Here is a 20,224-nt window from a genome sequence, read left to right as displayed (position 1 = left end):
AAATCATTCACCTAATATTTTCTCTAAATCTTTATCAACAATAAACACTTCAATTCTCTCTCCCATCTTTGTGCTAATATCACTGTGACTGGATAGAACTTTACAATTAGTAAGGTTTTCTACTATCTTCTCAAACTCATTGCTGTACATTTCGCGGAGGACTTGTCTCATTTTTTTTACCAGTCTTCTTCCTGTATCATGGTTTACAAGATGCTTTTCTTCTGTGGTCAATACTCCTTTGAAGCGAGTGATAACCATATCTTGAACTATGTATGTTTTGGCCTCTTGTGGACCACGCCCAAGCAATTCCCTTTGAAATTTTATAAATGCTGAGCTAATCTCAGCTTCTAGCTTCTTTTTTGATATAGGCATTTTTAAACCCCCGGATGATTAAACGTTTTCTTTAACATTATGAACATAATATTACTTTCGGTATTAAAGTGCTGTCAATAAGAAAAATTGATAATAAAATAATGAGTAATGGTGAGAAAAATAAAGGAATTCTAATATTTTCTTAACAATATCGAAGAAAATGGCTATATTTAGTCTAATATAGAAATTTACATGAATAGTTTCAGAGGCATACAATAACATCGTAATCTACAAATTAATAAACCGGCTTAATCCTGAGGGAACTCAGGAACGGAGGAACCAATATTTTGGGGTTAATTCTGGGGAACCAGAAGGGATGAGAAACTCTTTCGCCATCCTACCCGTCAGCTAACTTCGTCGGCTAAAGCGAGGGAGGTCTAAAGACCGCCTAATTCAGGGGGGCTTTTTTGTTTATTAGCAAAAGGGCAGCTTGAGGAATAAGTAGGTCTTTTTATTATGCCTATTTTAAGAAAAAGGAATATGGAAGACAGAATGCAAAGAGAGCAGTAATGCTAACTGGGCGTTAAGTAGACCAATGTTACTTTTTCTCCAATATGTTGATATCAATTAGTTCAACAAAATTCCTTTATAGATTATCTCTTTGAGGTAGTTCTATTTTGGATATTGTTGCACTTGATTCAACTGGAGAACGAGTATGCATTGGTCTATTTTTTTTAGCCTTTGCCTTTTTTGGGGATTTACTCTAATTAGTAAACTAGCAAAAGGAGGATATTGTGTATGCTCGTACCAGGAATTATTGGAGTAGTTATGATTATTTATCTGTCATACGTCTTAATTAAACCTGAAAAGTTTTAGTGGGATTTTAACAATGAATAACAAATGGGAGGAACATAGAAATGATCATGGGGATAATTCAGGTAGTAGTTACCTTACTTATTGCTGGCATATTAATAAAGCCAGTTGGTGCCTACATAGTGAAAGTTTTCGATTATGGAACTACAGGATTGGATCGTGTATATGGACCAGTAGAACGATTTATCTACCGTTTTATTGGAGTTCTGGAAAAAGAGTCGATGGGTTGGAAGAAGTATCTGTTTGCCGTATTAATTAGTAACTTTGTTATGTTGATTCTAATATATGCCATTTTTAGGTTGCAAAAATATCTGCCATGGAATCCAGATGGAATAGATAATATGCCCCCTGCATTAGCATTCAATACAGCAATTTCATTTATTACCAATACAAACTGGCAGGCTTATAGCGGTGAAAATTCACTTTCATACTTATCTCAGATGATTGGTATTACATTCCCGTTGTTTACATCAGCAGCTACTGGATTTGCGGTAGCGATTGCCTTCATACGCGGTTTAATTGCTCGGCAGAATAATCTTGGAAACTTTTATGTTGATTTGGTTCGATCGATAACACGAATTTTATTACCATTATCATTTATTGTTGCATTATTCTTGGTATTTCAAGGAATACCGCAAACGTTTCATGGTGCAGCGGATGCTACAACACTAGAAGGAGTTAAACAAACGATCACACGAGGACCTGTTGCATCGTTAGAATCAATTAAGCATCTTGGAACAAATGGTGGAGGATATTTTGGAACCAATGCAGCACATCCATTTGAAAATCCAACACCATTAACTAACCTAATTCATATTCTCAGTATGCTGCTTTTGCCAACAGCATTGGTCTATGCCTTTGGGATAATGATTAAAAACAAACGTCAAGGCTGGTCTGTATTTGCTGCAATGGGGATAATGCTTTTGGTGTTTCTGTCAGTAGTGTTTATTGCTGAGTATAACGGTACGCCTGCACTAAATTCACTAGGTATTCACGGTAATATGGAGGGTAAAGAGGTTCGGTTCGGTATCTCTGAATCAGCTTTATTTACCGCAGTAACTACAGCAGCTACTACTGGGTCTGTTAATAACATGCATGATTCTTTAACTCCAATAGGTGGTCTTGTTCCTTTAGCCGAAATGATGCTAAATAACGTATTTGGCGGTAAAGGTGTCGGTTTATTAAACGGATTGTTATATGTGATATTAACAGTATTTATTTGTGGCTTGATGGTAGGTCGAACACCAGAATTTTTAGGAAAAAAAATTGAATCAAAAGAAGTGAAGTTGGCTTCAATTGCCTTACTCATTCATCCGGTTATTATTCTTGTTCCGACAGCTATTGCCATGTTCACACCGGGCGCAGTTTCGTCTATTTTAAATCCTGGTAATCATGGTTTATCAGAGATCTTGTATGCTGTTACATCGGCGGCAGCGAATAATGGTTCAGCCTTCGGTGGTCTTACAGCTAATACCAACTTCTATAACATCGCTCTTGGAATAGTCATGTTGTTGGGACGATATATTTCGATCATAGCCATGTTAGCGATAGCCGGATCTTTTGCAACAAAGAAAGTGGTAGCAGCAACATCTGGAACTTTTCGTACAGATACACCACTATTCACTGGGATCTTAGTTGTAATTATTGCAGTAATTGGTGCATTAACGTTCTTCCCAACTCTTGCTTTAGGTCCAATTGCTGAACATCTGGGGATGTTTCACTAGTACTTAATGGAATAAATAAGGAGGATGTCTTATGGCAATTCAAAATAAAGCACTATCAAAAGATATTATCTTTCAAGCAATAATAGATTCGTTTAAAAAGTTAAATCCGCTGGTTATGATTAAGAATCCTGTTATGTTTGTTGTAGAAGTCGGGACATTGATCACATTGATTTTATCAATTCAACCAGACATTTTCGGGGTTAATACAGTAGGACGTGGTTATAACATTGCTGTTTTCCTTATCCTCCTGTTTACTGTCCTTTTTGCAAACTTTGCTGAAGCGCTTGCCGAGGGTAGAGGTAAGGCACAAGCTGATACATTACGTAAAACAAAATCGGAAACGATGGCAAAGGTTAGACAAAAAGATGGTTCATACAAAGAGCTTCCCTCTACTTCATTAAGAAAAGGAGATATTGTTCGAGTATATACAGGTGAAATTATTCCTTCGGATGGGGAAATTATTGAAGGGCTGGCATCAATTGATGAGTCAGCGATTACAGGGGAATCTGCACCAGTCATTAAAGAAGCGGGCGGAGATTTCTCATCTGTTACAGGAGGAACAAGAGTTGTATCGGATTATATCATCGTTAAAATCTTATCAGATCCAGGTGAATCGTTCCTTGATCGGATGATTTCATTGGTCGAAGGCGCGTCTCGTCAAAAAACACCGAATGAAATTGCCTTAACAACGCTATTAGCTGTATTAACACTCATTTTCTTAATTGTCATTATGACGTTAGTACCTATTGCTGATTATTTAAATATAAACCTTGACGTGGCTACTTTAATTGCACTTCTCGTATGTTTAATCCCAACCACAATTGGAGGATTGCTTTCAGCGATTGGGATTGCTGGGATGAACCGAGTAACCCAATTTAATGTTTTGGCGATGTCAGGAAAAGCTGTAGAAGCAGCTGGTGACATTGATACCATGATCCTTGATAAAACGGGTACCATTACATTTGGGAACAGAATGGCAAGTGAGTTTTTACCGATATCTAATGTGTCAGAACAGGAAGTAACATTATCCGCTTTAAAGGCATCGGTAAAAGATGAAACTCCAGAAGGACGGTCTGTTGTGGAGTTAGCCCATAAGCTGGGAGTTAAGTGGGATCATACAGAATATGATGGTACAGAGATTATTGAATTTACAGCAGAAACGCGTATGTCAGGTCTAACATTAATAGATGGAACAGAAATAAGAAAAGGTGCAGTAGACGCTATAAAAAAATATGTTATTTCAAAAGGAGGTAAGATTCCTGCCGACTTGGATGAGATAGCTACAAAAATAGCAAAGGCAGGAGGGACTCCTCTAGCAGTCGCTATTAATAATAATGTATTTGGAGTCATCTATTTGAAAGATACAGTGAAGCCGGGACTGAAGGAACGATTTGCTGAACTTCGTGAAATGGGGATCAAAACAATTATGTGTACTGGTGATAATCCATTGACAGCAGCTACCATTGCGAAAGAAGCTGGAGTAGACGAATTTATTGCAGAAGCGAAGCCAGAAGACAAGATCGCAGCCATCAAGGGAGAACAAGCAGAGGGTAAACTTGTAGCAATGACTGGTGACGGTACTAATGATGCTCCTGCGCTCGCGCAGGCAGATGTTGGATTAGCGATGAATTCCGGTACAATGGCAGCAAAAGAAGCAGCCAACATGATTGATTTAGATTCTGATCCAACCAAACTTTTATCTGTTATCGCCATTGGAAAGCAATTATTAATAACAAGAGGTGCATTAACGACTTTCTCGATTTCCAATGATATCGCGAAATACTTTGCGATTATTCCGGCACTCTTTATTACAGTAATACCGCAATTACAATCTCTGAATGTGATGGGATTGGCATCACCAAAATCGGCAATTCTTTCTGCCTTAATTTTTAACGCCATCATCATTCCTCTTCTCATCCCGATTGCGATGAAAGGAGCAAAATATAAGGCGATGGATGCGAATAAACTTCTTAGTCGTAACCTCCTCATCTATGGCTTCGGTGGAGTGGTGGTTCCATTCATTGGTATAAAAATAATAGACATGATTGTAGCGGCTTTACATCTAGTTTAATAGCTGCGAAATGGAGGAGATTATTTATGAGGTCACTTATGGTCGCGATTCGAGCTTCTGTGTTATTAATGATTTTATGTGGTTTAGCCTATCCGTTAGCCACAACAGGAGTTGCCCAGGTTTTATTTCATAAACAAGCAGAAGGAAGTCTTGTTATTCAGAATGGTAAAGTTCAAGGTTCAGAGCTTTTAGCTCAAGGGTTTCATGGTTCTCAGTGGTTCCATCCAAGAGCGTCCGCAGCAAAATATGATCCAACAGCTTCTGCTGCGACGAATGCGGCTGTTTCATCGAAAGAATACATTAAAACAGTAAAGGATAATGTTGATCATCTAAAAAGTGAGAATAATAGTGTTAGTAATAAGATTCCTGCCGATTTAGTTACTACTTCAGGTTCCGGTTTTGACCCGGATTTGTCTCCGGAAGCAGCAAATGCCCAAGTGCCAAGAATTGCTCAAGCCAATGGTATTACGCAAGTACGTTTATTAGCTTTAATAAATAAACATACAAAGGGACGCTCATTAGGCATTTTTGGTGAGCCACGGGTCAATGTATTGGAGCTAAACATGGCTTTACAAAACATAAAATAATAGGGGAGGATCCTATCTCCTTATTCTTTATCGGATCAAAGAAAGGAGGGGCGGACATGAGTGAAGAGGAATTCCGAAGAAAAACACCAGAGGAAATCCTCTTATCGATTCAAAAAATACGCAAAGGTCATTTGAAAATTATTCTAGGTGCGGTAACCGGCTCCGGTAAAACTTATCACATGCTACAAGAAGGAAATCATTTAAAAAAACGAGGGATTGACGTTGTCATTGGCATAATCAGTACCTTAAACCGTCCGAAGACCATGGAACAGATTGATGATTTAGAAAGTATTCCTTCGATAGATTGGATGAACAATGGGGAAGTGAAGTACGATCTTGATGTAGATGCCGTTATTATCCGTAATCCTGAAGTGGTTTTAGTCGATGCCTTAGCACATCGTAATCGACCCGATGCTCCACGTCCTACTCGACTCGATGATATTAACTATCTGTTAAATAAGAAAATAAGTGTAATTACTACCCTTAACATATATGAGTTAGAAGGTGTAAGGGGGATTGCTGACAAATTAACGGGTGGTAAGGTTAAAGTCCATTGTAGTGTCCCTGAAGATACCCTAGCACTAGCCGATGAAGTAAAGCTATTGGATGTGACGCCAGAAGCGATCCTTACCAGGATTCAAGAAGGTGATATCGAGCAAATTCATGAAGAAAAACGTGGGAGATATCACCTCTTCCATCGGAGCAACCTTGCTGTTCTCCGTGAACTTGCTCTTCGCTTTTTAGCAGGGGAAGTTAATGACGCACTAGATGAATATAGAGAAATGCATGGGATGATTGGTCCGTCAGGAGCGTCAGAAAAAATTTTAGTAACTGTGCAATACCATTGGAATGGGTCGATTCTCGTACGAAGAGGTCAGCAAATTGCTAAAAGATTAGGCGGAGATTTACTGGTAGTTTGTTTTCAATCACCTAATAAAAAAGTATCTAAAAATGAACTGACCTTCAAACGGTCAATTATAAAATTGGTGGAAAAAGTTGGGGGTGAATTTGAAGAGTTACCGCTAGAGAAAGATACTGCTGCAAAGCAAATTATTCAATATGCAACGGAACATAATGTAACTCGGATTGTACTAGGTCAAACAAAACGAACGCGCTGGGAGGAAATTGCCTATGGTTCAATTATCAATAAAATCTTAAGCAAAACGAAAAATATTGATGTTTTTATTGTTGCCGATCGCGCCGAAAAAGATGGAGAACGTGTCCTCCCAACCAAACAAAGTAAGAAAGATGAAGTAATAAACCCCTATCGGCGTCTCACACTTCAAGAACTTGAAAACGAAATGAATAAAATTCGCAATGGTACGTTAAAAGTCTATATAGGTGCAGCACCTGGAGTCGGAAAAACCTACACGATGTTGCGAGAAGGGAATGAACTTAAGAAAAAGGGAATCGATATCGTCATTGGTTTATTAGAAACTTATGGACGAGAGGAGACATTTGAACAAATCGGCGGATTGGAAATCATTCCTCGAAGAAACATTTCCTATAAAGGAACGACATTAGAAGATATGGATACAGAAGCCATTATTAAGCGTAATCCTGAAGTAGTGTTAGTCGATGAATTAGCACATACAAATGTGCCTGGTTGCAAGAATTACAAACGATATGATGATGTAAAAGAGATTTTAGACTCGGGCATCTCTGTCATTTCTACAATGAATATTCAACATTTAGAAAGCTTAAATGACAGCGTAGAGCAAATAACCGGTGTGAGAGTACGTGAAACAGTGCCTGATCATATTTTACGAAGAGCAGATGAAATTGAATTGATTGATATCTCGCCAAAGGCATTGCGCGATCGGATGAAGGAGGGACGTATATATGCACACGAAAAAGTTGAGCAAGCACTGAATAACTTCTTTAAGACCGGTAATTTAATAGCCCTTCGGGAGTTAGCCCTACGAGAGGTTGCAGATGATGTAGATGAGCGACTTGAATCATGGGAGAGAAAACGAACATTAAGGGGACCTTGGAGACAGCAAGAAGTTATTTTTGTTTGTACGAATTTGAGACCTGACAGTGAAAGGCTAATTCGTCGTGGTTTTCGTATTGCTTATCGTTTAAAAGCCCTCTGGTATGTGGCTCATGTGAAAGATCATCATCCCTTGACGGAAGATGAGGAGCAAACATTAACAAAAATTCAACAACTAACGAATCGGCTTGGCGGAGTATTTGAATTGTATGAGACAACAGAAAGACGTCAAGTCTTTAGGAAGTTGGTGAATCAGATGAACGAAAAGAATACAACACAAGTCATTATTGGTCAATCTGCCCGTTCCCGATGGGAAGAGATAGTAAAAGGATCTGTTACTCAACGATTGTTAAGAGAGGTACGTCATATGGATGTATTGGTGGTAGCTGACCAACAGAAACAATAATATTGAGATTTCTTTTCATACAATGTTAACAGGAGCTGCCATCTTGGCAGCTCTTTTTTTCATTGCTCCCGTCGTCTTCCTATCACCACTAAATTGCAATTCTTCCTTTTAAAATCAAAGCTTAGGGCACAATAATTTTTAACCATAAAATTGAGGTGAAACTATGTCCATTGATTGTGTTTGTACCATTGGACCATCAAGTAATGATAAAAAAGTTCTCACTGAACTAATTAATCATGGAATGACGATTGCCAGATTGAATTTTTCCCATGGGACCCATGAGAGCCACAGTAACGTTATTCGTTTGATAAAATCACTCAGCAACGAAACGGGACATCAAATCAAATTGTTAGGTGACCTTCAGGGTCCAAAAATACGTTTGGGTAAGGTTGAAGGTGAAAAAGTTACTCTCAAAACGGGACAGACCTTTACCCTTCATATTGATCAAGTATTAGGAAACGAGAAACAGGTAAGCGTTGATTATGAAAATTTAGTTAAGGATGTGCAACCGGAAAATCGAATTTTGATTAATGATGGAGCAGTTGAATTGATTATTACGGATGTAGATCAAACTAAAGTGGTCACGAATGTAAAGACAGGTGGAGAAATATCTTCCCGTAAAGGAGTAAATCTTCCAGGTGTTGTAACGAGCCTACCTGCTATTACTGAAAAAGATAAACTGGATATTCAATTCCTATTAAGGGAAGAAGTCGATTTCATTGCTTGCTCATTTGTCCGCAAGGCATCGCATATCAAAGAAATACGGAGTTTTATTGAAAGTGCACAAGGATTTGCTCCTAAGTTGGTAGCTAAAATTGAAACAATCGAGGCAATCCAAAATTTCCAAGAAATCTGTAAGGAGACAGATGCAGTGATGATTGCTCGAGGTGACCTGGGTGTGGAGCTACCTTACCAATGGATTCCACTTTTGCAAAAAGCGATGATTAGAGAATGTAATCGTTTGGATAGCTTTGTGATTACAGCTACACAGATGCTGCAATCAATGGTGGTTAACCCTTTACCAACAAGGGCGGAAGTCATGGATGTATTCCAGAGCGTAATGGATGGAACGAATGCTGTCATGTTATCTGCTGAAAGCGCTGCAGGGCACTATCCAGTAGAGAGTATTGAAACATTAAAGCTAGTATCTCAGTTTGCAGAACGTGTTAGGAAAGAAGCTCCGTTCGACTTTGCCGATATGCTGAATTTGTTGAATAATACGAGTAGTTGTGAATAATGGAAAGAAATTTAAGGAAGTATTTTTAATACGTCTAAAAATCTGAAAAAATTGGATTATCGACTGTCTTTTTTTGTATAGTTAATATCAGCCATAAATCCTATAAACAAAAAAACCGCTAATTAGCGGTTTTTATTGTTCAGAATCCCAATATTGTAGTGTATCTATTTTTCCAGTAGGCTCACTTTTAATGACATTTCCATCTTTGTCTTTATAAACTTCATACTCCTGATACGTTTCTACTAAATAGCCATCGATTTTTTCAATTTTCTCTAGTTTCTCCTCCAAAACTGGAACATCACTTGAAGGCTCCACATCCACAGGCTGTGCCATCACGGGTTGATCGGCTGAATAGGCATAGTCTTTATTTATAAATGAGTAGGGTGAATCGAGATAGGCTGCAAAACCTAAGGTGACCAATAGGGAACAAATACTTATAAAGGTTTTTAATTTCATAAACTGGGCTCCTTTTTGACTTACATGCTCGTAACCCATTTTATGCATGTCCTAAAAACATATGCTAACTAGTTTGGAATATCTGTTGTTTTTACTGCAGCCCTCTGCGGGCGAAAAAGTAAAAAAAGAATAAATGCTGCAATTGAAATGATCGCACCAGAAATATAAGGGAGCCCAATTGCCATCGAAAACAGCCATCCACCAAGGGGCGGACCAATAATTCGGCCAAGAGAGTCAAAGGAAGATAAAAGGCCTGTTGAACTTCCATAGCCAGCACTTGAGGTCTTCGTTATTAGAGAAGAGACACTTGGACGAATTACACCGTTACCTAAACCGAAAATCGTTAAAAAAAGCGCAGCAGTTGCAAAGCTATTCACCAATAAAATCAACCCAAATCCAAGGGCCGAAATAATGATTCCCGCCTGGATTACCATCCTTTCACCATATTTCTTAGTCAATCTACCAACTAAACCGCCCTGGACGATTGCACTTCCAAACCCCATAATCATAAAAATATATCCAAGTTGAATGGCACCTAAATCAGCTTTTTTAGCGGCAAAGTAAGCAAATGTTGCTTCCAAACCAGATAGGGATAAGGAAATTAATAATTGCACTAAATATAGGACGGTAACTGCACCACTAAACGCCTTCCAAAACGAAGGCTTTTCTTTGCTATGTGGTTCTTTTTTCTGTTTTGATTCTTTTAGTAAGAGAAAAACAAGGATTAAGGTAATAAACGAGGATCCAGCTGCAAGATAAAAAGGCATGTTCAAACTGAATTTGGAGAAAATCCCACCGATTGCAGGACCAAAAACAAAGCCTAAGCCTGTAGCTGCACCGACTATTCCCATTCCTTTACCGCGGTTTTCTTCCGTGGTGATATCTGCCACATAGGCCATGGCTGTTGGCATATTTGCAGAGGAAAGAATGCCGCCGATGATTCTAGCCGCAAATAACATCCAAAGTTCCGTTGATAAGGCTTGAATGAGGAAGGATAAACCAAGTCCAGCAATTCCAATCATCATCACTGGTTTACGCCCAATTCGGTCCGAAACTTGCCCCCACATTGGCGCGAAAATGAGTTGCATAAGCGAATATACGGCCATTAATAATCCTAATTCTGTGGGGTTCGCCCCAATTTCTTCGGCATAGAAAGGTAAAACTGGAATGATAATTCCAAATCCCACCATCACCAAAAACATAACTACAAATAAAATCGGTAAAGCGGACTTTGATTGCAAAGAATTTTCACTCCTAGATACTTTGATGTCTTGATGTTACTTGGTTCCTATTATTAGGATAATGGAAAAGTTCGTAGAAATACAAGTCTCTTTCATCAATTATTTCCTTGGATGGGAATAGTATGCAACGTTCTTTGCCTGAACAATGAATGTATTTAACCTATTACTAGATGAAAAAGAAATGGGAGAAGCAAATTGATCCTAATAAGAAATATGGAGGGGCATTTATTTTAGGGGATCGAAATGTAGAGATTCCGCCGCCTGCAGTGGTATCGGTTACAAGGGGGGAACAATTCAATAGTGGAAAGGTACAATCGTATTTTTTGACATGGAAGGCAAATGGCTATATCCCAACTTATGAAGAATCAGCTGAAATTGTAACAACCTATGGACGGCATTTTGATGGAGGTAAGTTAGTCAGGAAAGCGCAACAACCGAATGACTTTAATAAAAATCCAAGCTAACTAGAGTGTTATAAGAAGGTTATTAAGGAGATAGCATTAAGCTAGCAAATGCTATCTGTTTGCTAGTGTGCGACATTCCTAGTGCCGAAACTAATCAAAATGTCCGCAATAAGGTCTATTGCGGACAAATATAATCATAGAGCGATCTAAGTGTCACATCCCTTTATGAAAGACATTTCATCTTTACTCCAACCAGTTTTGTCCTTCATCGGCTCAATGAAAGACATTTCATCTTTACTCCAACCAGTTTTGTCCTTCATCGGCTCAATGAAAGACATTTCATCTTTACTCCAACCAGTTTTGTCCTTCATCGGCTCAATGAAAGACATTTCATCTTTATTCCAACCAGTTTTGTCCTTCATCGGCTCAATGAAAGACATTTCATCTTCATTCCAACCAGTTTTGTCCTTCATCGGTTCAATGAAAGACATTTCATCTTCATTCCAACCAGTCTTGTAATTCATCGGCTCAATGAAAGACATTTCATCTTTACTCCAACCAGTCTTGTCCTTCATCAGCTCAATGAAAGACATTTCATCTTTACTCCAACCAGTCTTTTCCTTCATCGGTTCAATGAAAGACATTTCATCTTCATTCTAACCAGTTTTATCCTTCATCGGCTTCCATGATGACATTCCTTATTTTACGGCTTTTCTCGTACTTTCTGATGCAAAATCAGCGATTATGACTAAGATCATATAACAAAGCAGCAACAAGGTAATCTGTGTATATTGGAAATAGCTCATTGATAGCTTAAACTCCATCCCAAGTCCGCCAGCTCCGACAAAACCAACCACAATGGTGGTTCTCATGATAACTTCCCAGCGATAAAGGATATAAGTGAGAAATCTAGGTAAGACCGTTGGCAGGATCCCGTAGAAGAAGATTTGGATTTTCGATGCACCCGCAGATGCTAAGTTCCGTATTGGACGCGGATCCATATCCTCAATCACTTCTGCCCAGAGCTTACCCAGTATTCCAAAGTTATGGAGTGCAAGGGCGATTGCGCCAGGCAATAAGCCAGGTTTAAAAATAAAAATAATCATCATTGCCCAAAGTAACTCAGGAACAGATCGGGAAAAGATATAGAGGATGCGGACAAGCCCATAAAGGATCCAGCTATACCATTTCTTTGATGAGGTTAATCTCCCATTTGCGATATTTCTAGCCGCTGGAATCACCGTTAAGAAAGCAGCAATGGTTGCAAATCCAATAGCCATGATACTCATTTCCAGCGTTTCAAGTGTGAGTTTCTGTGCAGCACTCCAGTTGCCAGCATTAAAGAAGGCAGGATGCTTATCGTTTAATCCAATTAAACCACCAAAGAACTTTTTCGCATATTCAATATTCTTATTAGACATTAATTCAAATAATTGAGCATTCTCTGCTACCGTGATAAACCCCCAAGAACAAATAATTAACAGCAGGGCGAAAAGGACATAAAGCCAGCCATGACTGAAACCCTTACGTCTTTTTCTCTCCGTATATCCTTTTCTGACGTAATTACTCCATAAATCTACCAATAGGACCAACCCAATTAGAAAATACACATAGGTCCAAACTTGATCATATTTTAAATCTGCGAGTGATAATTGAATTTGGTAACCTAGACCTCCGAGGCCGACAAAACTCATAATGGCCGATGAGCGAATTGCACATTCAAATCGGTACAATGTATAGCTGATCATGTCTGACCAAACCAATGGAAAATAGCCATAAATTAGGATTTGAAGTTTTGATGCTCCTGATGAACTTAAAGCGGTGATTGGCGGTGCAGGTACATCATTTAACATATCTGCAAAAATACGCCCAAGGATTCCCCCGTATGGAATAGCTAGGGCAAATATAGCAGCATAAGGGGAGAGGCCAACAGCCGCAACGAAAAGCCATGCCCATATTAATTCATGAATCGAACGAGTAAATCCTAAAATTCCCCTAAAGCATATTTTTGATGTTAATCGAGCCACCTTGCTTGATGTTAACACTCCAGATGCAAGAACCCCTACAATGAATGCATAAATAAGAGCAAGAGACATTCCGGCAACAGCATATGCCAGTGTTATCCAGGCAGATTCAAGCCCTTTTGTTAATACCTCTACTGACAAATTAGGTTGAATCAGTCCTTCAAATATTTGCAGCATGGTTGGTATTCCACCGGCATGAAAAAGGTCGGCACTCCACTGTATTGAAAACAAACTCCAAACGAAAACGGCTATCAATAGCAACGTAAGAATGACGCGATTATACCGGCCTAATACTGATGTTTGTCGCCACATCTTACTCTTGCTCCTTTATTCGATAAAGGTCAGTTAACAAATCATCTGTTACGTTTTCAGTTGGCAAATCAAAAAGGATTTCCCCATTTTTAAGGGCTATGATTCTAGTAAAATATTTTCGAGCATATTCGACTGAATGTAAACTGGCCATTAACGTTTGTTTTTGCTCAGAAACGATTTTGATCAGCATGGCTAAAACATCTTCGGCCCGTGCCGGGTCAAGTGAGGCTACTGGTTCGTCAGCTAAAATTACTTCCGGATTTTGAACCATTAATCTTGCCATGGCAACCCGCTGCTGTTCGCCTCCAGATAAAGTGGATGTGATGTCGTACATTTTATCTGCCAGACCAACTTTTTCAAGTGCATTCAATGCAACTTCTTTTTCTTGTGGGATTAGCAAAGAGAAGAGGGATTTGAAAACGCCCCAGTCAGCTAATCGACCAGCGAGAACATTGTGGATTACTGCAATGGACCCAATCAAATCAAATTGTTGGCGAATCACTCCTACCTTTTTAGCAAATTTTTTGCCTTTTTTGTAGGTTGCTATCGGGTCGCTGTCAATTAAAAGCTCCCCACTTTGGATAGGCACAAGTCCTGCTATGGAATTTAATAATGTTGTTTTTCCGGCACCGCTTGGTCCAATTAACGCAACCATATCGCCTTGCTTAATAGAAAAAGAAAGGGAAGATAAGGCTATCTTCCGCTCAAATTGTTTCGATATATTTATTGCTTCAATCATAGTTTTTGAAGACATTTTAAGCCACCTACTATTTAATAATCTGTAACTCTTTCGCTACCTTTTCAATCTTTTTGTAATTATCGTTATTTGTTTCAACAAAGCTGTCAGTTTGGAATAAATCTGCAATATCCTTTTGATCGCCAGTAATGGATAGAAGGGCGTCTTTTACTTTTTGCTTTGTTCCTTTGCCAAAGACATCCTCGACATTACTATTGATTGTCCAGTTATAGTCATAGTAAGCAGGAGTTGTGTAGAAAACTTTCACTTTATTCGTATCGACTTTTCCTTCTTTTACTGCAGCTTCCCAAACAGCTTCATTTAATGCACCTGCTTTAAAGGCACCCGATTCAACTAACTTGTAGGTTGTATCATGTGACCCAGAGAAATTAGGTTTGCCATCGAAGTCTTTATTTGCATCAATTCCGGCTTCTGTTAAAAAGTAACGTGGCATTAAATGGCCGGATGTTGAACTTTCACTGCCAAAAGTAAAGGACTTTCCTTTTAGTTCTTCCAGCTTGCTGATATTTTCTGATGATTGAGTAATAAATACAGAATGGAATTCAGCATCACGTGGTCGTTGAACGATCGACTCTGCATCAGGGACAAGGTTTCTAGCTTGTACACTTGTTAATCCGCCAAACCAGGCCATATGGATTTCACCACGTTGGAAAGCAGTCACTAGTGCTGCGTAATCAACTGACGGTACAAATTCCACTTTCATCCCAGTCTTTTCGCTAAGATATTTAGCTACCGCTGTCATTCCTTTTTCTAAATCTGCAGCATTCTGATCAGGAATGGCACCAATTTTAAAGACTTCTTTTGTTGTCGTTTCTTTCTTACCTTCACCAGTATTTTTTTCAGTTTGCCCGCATGCAGCTAAAGAAAACACAAGTATAACAAGCATAAGAGCAGATACCCATTTTTTCATAATTATTCCACCTTAGTTGTATTTTTATATACTGTAATATCTCTGTACTTTTTGAATTATACTGAAATAGTTTTTATTAATAAATTCATTACATCGATTTATTCTATCAATAAATATCGTTTTATTCGATAAGGATAACATACGGAAAAACACTATACTACCAATGACATCAAGAAAAACCCTTGCCAGGAAGCAAGGGTTTCTGTAAAGGCTCTTAAACCGTTAATTGTGACCATTCTTCGACATTCCACGTTTTTGTTACCCAATCCTCATAAAAGTCGGGTTCGTGGCAGACTAGTACAACTGTTCCTTTGTATTCTTTGAGCGCTCGTTTGAGTTCGGCTTTCGCATCAATATCAAGGTGGTTTGTTGGTTCATCGAATAGGATCCAGTTACTTTCCGTCATCATCAGCTTACATAGTCGAACTTTAGCTTGTTCTCCGCCGCTCAATTGATTCATAGGACGAGAGATGTGATCATTTTTCAATCCACAGCGGGCAAGTGCTGCGCGAACTTGATTTTGATCCATTGATGGGAAGGCATTCCAAACATCTTCAATTGGTGTAATTCCACCAGCTTTAACTTCTTGTTCAAAATAAGAAGGGAAGAGGAAATCGCCGCGTTCAACTTTACCATTAATTGGATCAATTTTTCCAAGCATCGTTTTAAGAAGGGTCGACTTACCGACACCGTTACAACCAATGATGGCTACTTTTTCACCACGTTCAATCGTCATATTCATTTTTGGGAGAAGTGGCTCAGAGTAACCAATTTCTAAATCTTTCGCTTCAAAAACATAACGGCTGCTGCTGCGCGACTCTTTAAATCCAAAGGTTGGCTTCAAGGCAGTTTCCGGACGATCAATTCGTTCGATCCGATCCAGCTGTTTTTGACGGCTTTTTGCTCGGCCAGTTGTCGAATAGCGCGCCTTATTTTTCGCAATAAAATCTTCTTGTTTTTTGATAAATTCCATTTGCTTCTCATAGGCATTAATGTGCTGATTTTTATTGATCTCCGCAAGTTCAAGGAACTTTTCATAACTTGCCGTGTAACGTGTTAGCTTCGAAAATTCCAATTGAAAAATAACATTGGATACCTGATTCATAAATTCCGTATCATGGGAGATTAAGATAAACGCATAAGGGTAGTCTTTTAGGTAGTTTTGTAACCAACGGATATGTTCTACATCAAGATAGTTGGTTGGCTCATCTAGCAAAAGGACTTTGGGTTGTTCCAAAAGAAGCTTAGCTAGCAGAACTTTTGTACGCTGTCCACCGCTAAGTGCTGCAACGTCGCGGTCTAATCCAATTGCATCGAGACCTAAGCCTCGCGCTGCCTCTTCAATTTTAATATCCAATGAATAGAAGCCGCCAGCATCTAAAACGTCTTGGACTTCACCCATTTTCTCTAAAAGAACCTCCAGCTCTTCAGGAGAGGCGTCACCCATTTTGGCAATTACTTCATTTAATTCTTTTTCTTTTTCAAAAAGAGGGAGGAACGCGTCGCGCAGGACATCGCGCATGGTTCTTCCTTTAGTCAGCACGGTATGCTGATCCAAATACCCGTAGTGAACTCCAGGTGTCCATTCGACACGACCGCTGTCATGAATCAATTGTCCAGTAATGATATTCATTAAAGTGGATTTCCCAACACCGTTAGCACCAACTAGGCCAACATGATCTTCAGCTAATAATCGAAAGGAAACGTCTTTAAATAAAGTACGGTCCCCGAATGTATGACTTAAATTTTCAACGTTTAGTAAGCTCATTTTTTGTAATCCTCGCTTTGTTCAAGAATTAATACATTAGTACATCATACTAGATTTTTGAGGATTCGACTATATTTTTACGATGAAAATTACTGTAAGTTTTATTGGAAAATGAAATTTGTCTAAAAAAGGAACCATTTATTTTTTATCGAAATATGATTGATGTATTAATTATCTGGGTAGTTGGGCACTTTAATTAAAAAAGGATAAAATATGATTGGATTACTTATCGCCATTATCTTATTTAATTATTTCGCTTTTAAAAAAAATAAACATTTGACAGAAAACCAAATTGTACATATTTGGACCTTTACCATTGCCTTTCAAGTCATTTTCGATTTGTTTGTAGAATTCAAATACCAAGGATACTGGTATTTTGACAAAGAAATTGATTGGGCAGGACTTCTACCACATATTTTCTTAGTTCCTCCTGTAAATATGATTTTTTTGAATTTTTTCCCTCATAAATCAAAAGTATTTAAGAAAATCTTATTTTTTATTCTTTTTGTCATTGTTATTTTGCTCTATGAAGCCATTACTTTACTTCCTGCGCCTTGGGGGTACTTTCACTATGGATGGTGGAAATTGTGGCATGCAGCGATGACTAATCCGGTTCTTTTACTTATCCTGTTAAGGTACTATAAGTGGATCTGCAAACTGGAAAAAAAAGCATGCAAGCTTCAAAAAAGGTAATTTAAAGGAAGGAAAGGGCTGCAGATGCGGCTCTTTTTGATGACTGACAAAGTTATTCCTTTTATTAATGGAAAAGCTTAAACCATTTTCTCAACTTGTCCATATACTAATAATAAACAGGAAGGGGGTGGATAGGTTGACAATCAATCGAGAGGGAATTTCGATCGGTACCATTTCTGGCGGTATTGTAAACTTTGGCGGAGCCATTTGGATAGCTCCGATAACAATAACATCGACAACCTCAGGGTCTGGAAGTGATAATTCAACTCCTAGATTAAGTTCGAACACACAAAGAACGATTACGAATATCTTTGAGTTGATTAAGGGGATGGATAAAAATAATTAAAGACGATACCGTGGATAAGTATCGTCTTTTGCTGTAATCGTTCGTATATTAAGAAGCAATTTGATTATTTACTTGCTTCCTTTGCTTTATTTGCTTTGTTGACTTTGTTAGGTTGAAAACAATGTTAAGAAAAATTGCCGTTAGGCTTCCTGTTACTATACCGCTGCTAGTAAGGATTTTCACACCTTCAGGCAGGTGGGAAAACATTTCTGGTACAGCTGTAACGCCCATTCCCATACCAACAGAGCATGCAATAATTAGAAGATTTTCTTGTGAAGCAAAATCAACTTTGCCGAGCATTTTAATTCCATAGGCAATAACCATTCCAAACATCGCCACCATTGCGCCACCAAGTACAGGTGTTGGAATAACGGTTGTAAATGCAGCGATTTTCGGAATAAACCCTAGAAACACTAACATACCGCCCATCGTATAAATGACGTTATTACTTTTTACTCCTGAGAGTTGGACAAGTCCCACATTTTGTGAATAGGTTGTGTATGGAAACGCATTAAACACAGCTCCGATGATGCTCGCGAGACCTTCCGCACGATAACCTCTGGATAAATCTTTTTCTGTTATTTTTTTCCCTGTAATATCACTGAGGGCGAAATAAACACCAGTTGATTCTACCATGCTTACAATGGCAACTAAAGTCATCGTAATGATCGGAGTCCATTCAAAGGTAGGTGTACCAAAATAAAATGGTTTTACCATGTGGAACCATGATGCATCAGATACCGCAGAGAAATTTACTTTCCCCATAAAAGAAGCAGCTAGGGTTCCACCCATTAAACCTAGTAGAATAGCAATGGAGCGAATAAAACCTTTCGTAAATCGATAGAGTAAGATAATAAAAAGCAAAGTTCCGAATGCTAAGCCGATATTTGAAAGGCTGCCAAAATCGGGGCTGCCTTGACCACCAGCGATGTTATTCATTGCAACAGGAATCAGTGTAATCCCAATAATGGTTACAACTGAACCAGTGACAACTGGTGGGAAGAACTTAATTAACTTGCCAAAGAATTGAGAAATAACAATGACGATAAGTCCAGAAATTAGTATCGATCCATAAATAGCTGAAATACCAAACTGTCCGCCAATCGCAATCATTGGTCCAACTGCGGTAAAGGTACAGCCAAGAACAATTGGTAAACCAATTCCGAAAAAGCGATTCTGCCAAACCTGTAAAATTGTCGCAATTCCACACATTAAAATATCGATGGAAACCAAGTAGGTTAATTGTTCTCCGGAAAATTTAAGAGCTCCGCCGACGATGAGTGGGACGATGACTGCACCTGCATACATGGCTAATACATGTTGAATTCCTAATGAAGTAATTTTCAATGGATGCTGTTTCATTAGATTAATTCCTCCACATTTTCATTGATAAATGTTGCTTTTCCGTTTGAAAGAGATGCAATCCTAGCTAAGGATTCTACCCTCATACCTAGGTCCTTCAATTTTTGTGCACCTTGTTGGAATGTTTTCTCGATGACAATGCCAATTCCGGCTACTTCTGCACCGCTTTGTTGAACGATTTTTACCAAACCAAGTGCTGCTTCCCCATTAGCTAGGAAATCGTCAATGATGAGGACTTTATCACTTTCATTGATGTATTTATTAGAAACGGAAATCTCGTTAGTTTCATTCTTTGTAAATGAATGGACGGAAGCTGTAATTAACTCATCGACTAAAGTCAACGATTTTCTCTTTCTGGCAAAAATAACTGGGACGTTCATATATAAACCAGCCATTACAGCAGGCGCAATGCCTGATGATTCAATCGTCACAATCTTAGTAATGCCTTCATCTGCAAATATTCTTGCAAATTCTTTTCCAATTTCAAGCATTAGTTGCGGGTCGATTTGATGATTTAAAAAGGAATCGACCTTTAAAACATGATCCGATAGAACCTTTCCGTCTGAGCTGATTTTTTCTTCTAGTAATCTCATGTTTGATAACTCCCTTGTGTGTAATAGCGGAAGCGCCTTATTATGCCCCAACAAGCATAAGTCGAGCCCTGCAGATGGCGCTCTTTGCCATTTGCAGGGATTGGTTTGTGACTTTGAGGGGCTAGGCGCTGCAGCCGGATATAAAATAATAAAAG

General features: G+C 38.7%; 19 protein-coding genes and 1 riboswitch. Of the genes, 9 read left to right on the top strand and 10 right to left on the bottom strand.

Annotation, left to right across the window (positions count from 1 at the left end; translation table 11 throughout):
- Positions 1–3 precede the first annotated feature (3 nt).
- On the bottom strand, positions 4–372 hold the full coding sequence (locus tag KW850_RS14865; RefSeq protein WP_218348359.1) for a Na-translocating system protein MpsC family protein: 369 nt from the start codon (positions 370–372) through the stop codon (positions 4–6).
- Between the two features lie 235 nt (positions 373–607).
- Positions 608–750: riboswitch (cyclic di-AMP (ydaO/yuaA leader) on the top strand.
- Between the two features lie 360 nt (positions 751–1,110).
- On the opposite strand from KW850_RS14865, the gene KW850_RS34275 reads away from it, so the two are divergent.
- The 6 genes from KW850_RS34275 (at position 1,111) to KW850_RS14835 (ending at position 9,203) form a co-directional block, all read left to right on the top strand.
- The gene (locus tag KW850_RS34275) at positions 1,111–1,188 is read left to right on the top strand and encodes a potassium-transporting ATPase subunit F (RefSeq protein ID WP_166260713.1); all 78 of its coding nucleotides are present in this window, start codon (positions 1,111–1,113) and stop codon (positions 1,186–1,188) included.
- Between the two features lie 47 nt (positions 1,189–1,235).
- The gene (gene kdpA, locus KW850_RS14855; protein WP_218348439.1) at positions 1,236–2,909 is read left to right on the top strand and encodes a potassium-transporting ATPase subunit KdpA; all 1,674 of its coding nucleotides are present in this window, start codon (positions 1,236–1,238) and stop codon (positions 2,907–2,909) included.
- 31 nt (positions 2,910–2,940) lie between these two features.
- The gene (kdpB, locus tag KW850_RS14850) at positions 2,941–4,980 is read left to right on the top strand and encodes a potassium-transporting ATPase subunit KdpB (RefSeq protein WP_218348358.1); all 2,040 of its coding nucleotides are present in this window, start codon (positions 2,941–2,943) and stop codon (positions 4,978–4,980) included.
- Positions 4,981–5,006: 26 nt separating this feature from the next.
- On the top strand, positions 5,007–5,567 hold the full coding sequence (gene kdpC / locus KW850_RS14845; RefSeq protein WP_218348357.1) for a potassium-transporting ATPase subunit KdpC: 561 nt from the start codon (positions 5,007–5,009) through the stop codon (positions 5,565–5,567).
- Positions 5,568–5,623: 56 nt separating this feature from the next.
- Complete coding sequence (locus KW850_RS14840; protein ID WP_218348356.1) at positions 5,624–7,966, top strand: universal stress protein; 2,343 nt, start codon at positions 5,624–5,626, stop codon at positions 7,964–7,966.
- Between the two features lie 163 nt (positions 7,967–8,129).
- Positions 8,130–9,203, top strand: a complete 1,074-nt coding sequence (locus KW850_RS14835) for a pyruvate kinase (RefSeq protein WP_218348355.1) — start codon at positions 8,130–8,132, stop codon at positions 9,201–9,203.
- Between the two features lie 132 nt (positions 9,204–9,335).
- Here KW850_RS14835 and KW850_RS14830 read toward each other — a convergent pair whose 3' ends face one another.
- Positions 9,336–9,659 carry a hypothetical protein gene (locus KW850_RS14830; RefSeq protein ID WP_218348354.1) on the bottom strand — a complete coding sequence of 108 codons (324 nt, stop codon included), beginning with the start codon at positions 9,657–9,659 and terminating at the stop codon, positions 9,336–9,338.
- 68 nt (positions 9,660–9,727) lie between these two features.
- Complete coding sequence (locus tag KW850_RS14825) at positions 9,728–10,900, bottom strand: MFS transporter (RefSeq protein WP_218348353.1); 1,173 nt, start codon at positions 10,898–10,900, stop codon at positions 9,728–9,730.
- 170 nt (positions 10,901–11,070) lie between these two features.
- On the opposite strand from KW850_RS14825, the gene KW850_RS14820 reads away from it, so the two are divergent.
- On the top strand, positions 11,071–11,364 hold the full coding sequence (locus tag KW850_RS14820; protein ID WP_218348352.1) for a hypothetical protein: 294 nt from the start codon (positions 11,071–11,073) through the stop codon (positions 11,362–11,364).
- Between the two features lie 146 nt (positions 11,365–11,510).
- Here KW850_RS14820 and KW850_RS14815 read toward each other — a convergent pair whose 3' ends face one another.
- The 5 genes from KW850_RS14815 to KW850_RS14795 all read right to left on the bottom strand — a co-directional run bounded on the left by KW850_RS14815 (position 11,511) and on the right by KW850_RS14795 (position 17,075).
- The gene (locus tag KW850_RS14815; RefSeq protein WP_218348351.1) at positions 11,511–11,948 is read right to left on the bottom strand and encodes a hypothetical protein; all 438 of its coding nucleotides are present in this window, start codon (positions 11,946–11,948) and stop codon (positions 11,511–11,513) included.
- Positions 11,949–12,002: 54 nt separating this feature from the next.
- Positions 12,003–13,640 carry a PhnE/PtxC family ABC transporter permease gene (locus tag KW850_RS14810; protein WP_218348350.1) on the bottom strand — a complete coding sequence of 546 codons (1,638 nt, stop codon included), beginning with the start codon at positions 13,638–13,640 and terminating at the stop codon, positions 12,003–12,005.
- Position 13,641: 1 nt separating this feature from the next.
- The gene (locus KW850_RS14805; protein WP_218348349.1) at positions 13,642–14,394 is read right to left on the bottom strand and encodes a phosphonate ABC transporter ATP-binding protein; all 753 of its coding nucleotides are present in this window, start codon (positions 14,392–14,394) and stop codon (positions 13,642–13,644) included.
- 13 nt (positions 14,395–14,407) lie between these two features.
- Positions 14,408–15,307 carry a putative selenate ABC transporter substrate-binding protein gene (locus KW850_RS14800; RefSeq protein ID WP_218348348.1) on the bottom strand — a complete coding sequence of 300 codons (900 nt, stop codon included), beginning with the start codon at positions 15,305–15,307 and terminating at the stop codon, positions 14,408–14,410.
- Between the two features lie 214 nt (positions 15,308–15,521).
- Entirely contained in the window at positions 15,522–17,075 is a 1,554-nt protein-coding gene (locus tag KW850_RS14795) for an ABC-F family ATP-binding cassette domain-containing protein (RefSeq protein WP_218348347.1), read from the bottom strand.
- 213 nt (positions 17,076–17,288) lie between these two features.
- Between KW850_RS14795 and KW850_RS14790 the strand changes: the two genes are divergently transcribed.
- The gene (locus KW850_RS14790; RefSeq protein WP_218348346.1) at positions 17,289–17,768 is read left to right on the top strand and encodes a hypothetical protein; all 480 of its coding nucleotides are present in this window, start codon (positions 17,289–17,291) and stop codon (positions 17,766–17,768) included.
- Between the two features lie 136 nt (positions 17,769–17,904).
- Complete coding sequence (locus KW850_RS14785; RefSeq protein WP_218348345.1) at positions 17,905–18,114, top strand: spore germination protein; 210 nt, start codon at positions 17,905–17,907, stop codon at positions 18,112–18,114.
- A 48-nt stretch (positions 18,115–18,162) separates the two neighbouring features.
- Here the strand turns inward: KW850_RS14785 and KW850_RS14780 are convergent, their stop codons facing one another.
- Both KW850_RS14780 and KW850_RS14775 read right to left on the bottom strand, forming a co-directional pair.
- Positions 18,163–19,476 carry a nucleobase:cation symporter-2 family protein gene (locus KW850_RS14780; protein ID WP_218348344.1) on the bottom strand — a complete coding sequence of 438 codons (1,314 nt, stop codon included), beginning with the start codon at positions 19,474–19,476 and terminating at the stop codon, positions 18,163–18,165.
- Positions 19,476–20,069: a xanthine phosphoribosyltransferase gene (locus KW850_RS14775; RefSeq protein WP_218348343.1), complete on the bottom strand. Its 594-nt coding sequence runs from the start codon at positions 20,067–20,069 to the stop codon at positions 19,476–19,478. The genes KW850_RS14780 and KW850_RS14775 overlap by 1 nt, the downstream gene beginning before the upstream one ends.
- Positions 20,070–20,224: the final 155 nt, after the last annotated feature.

This window comes from Bacillus sp. sid0103, from assembly GCF_019219025.1.
The sequence above is the reverse complement of the archived record's forward strand: the minus strand, read 5'-3'. Positions and strand labels throughout refer to the sequence as shown.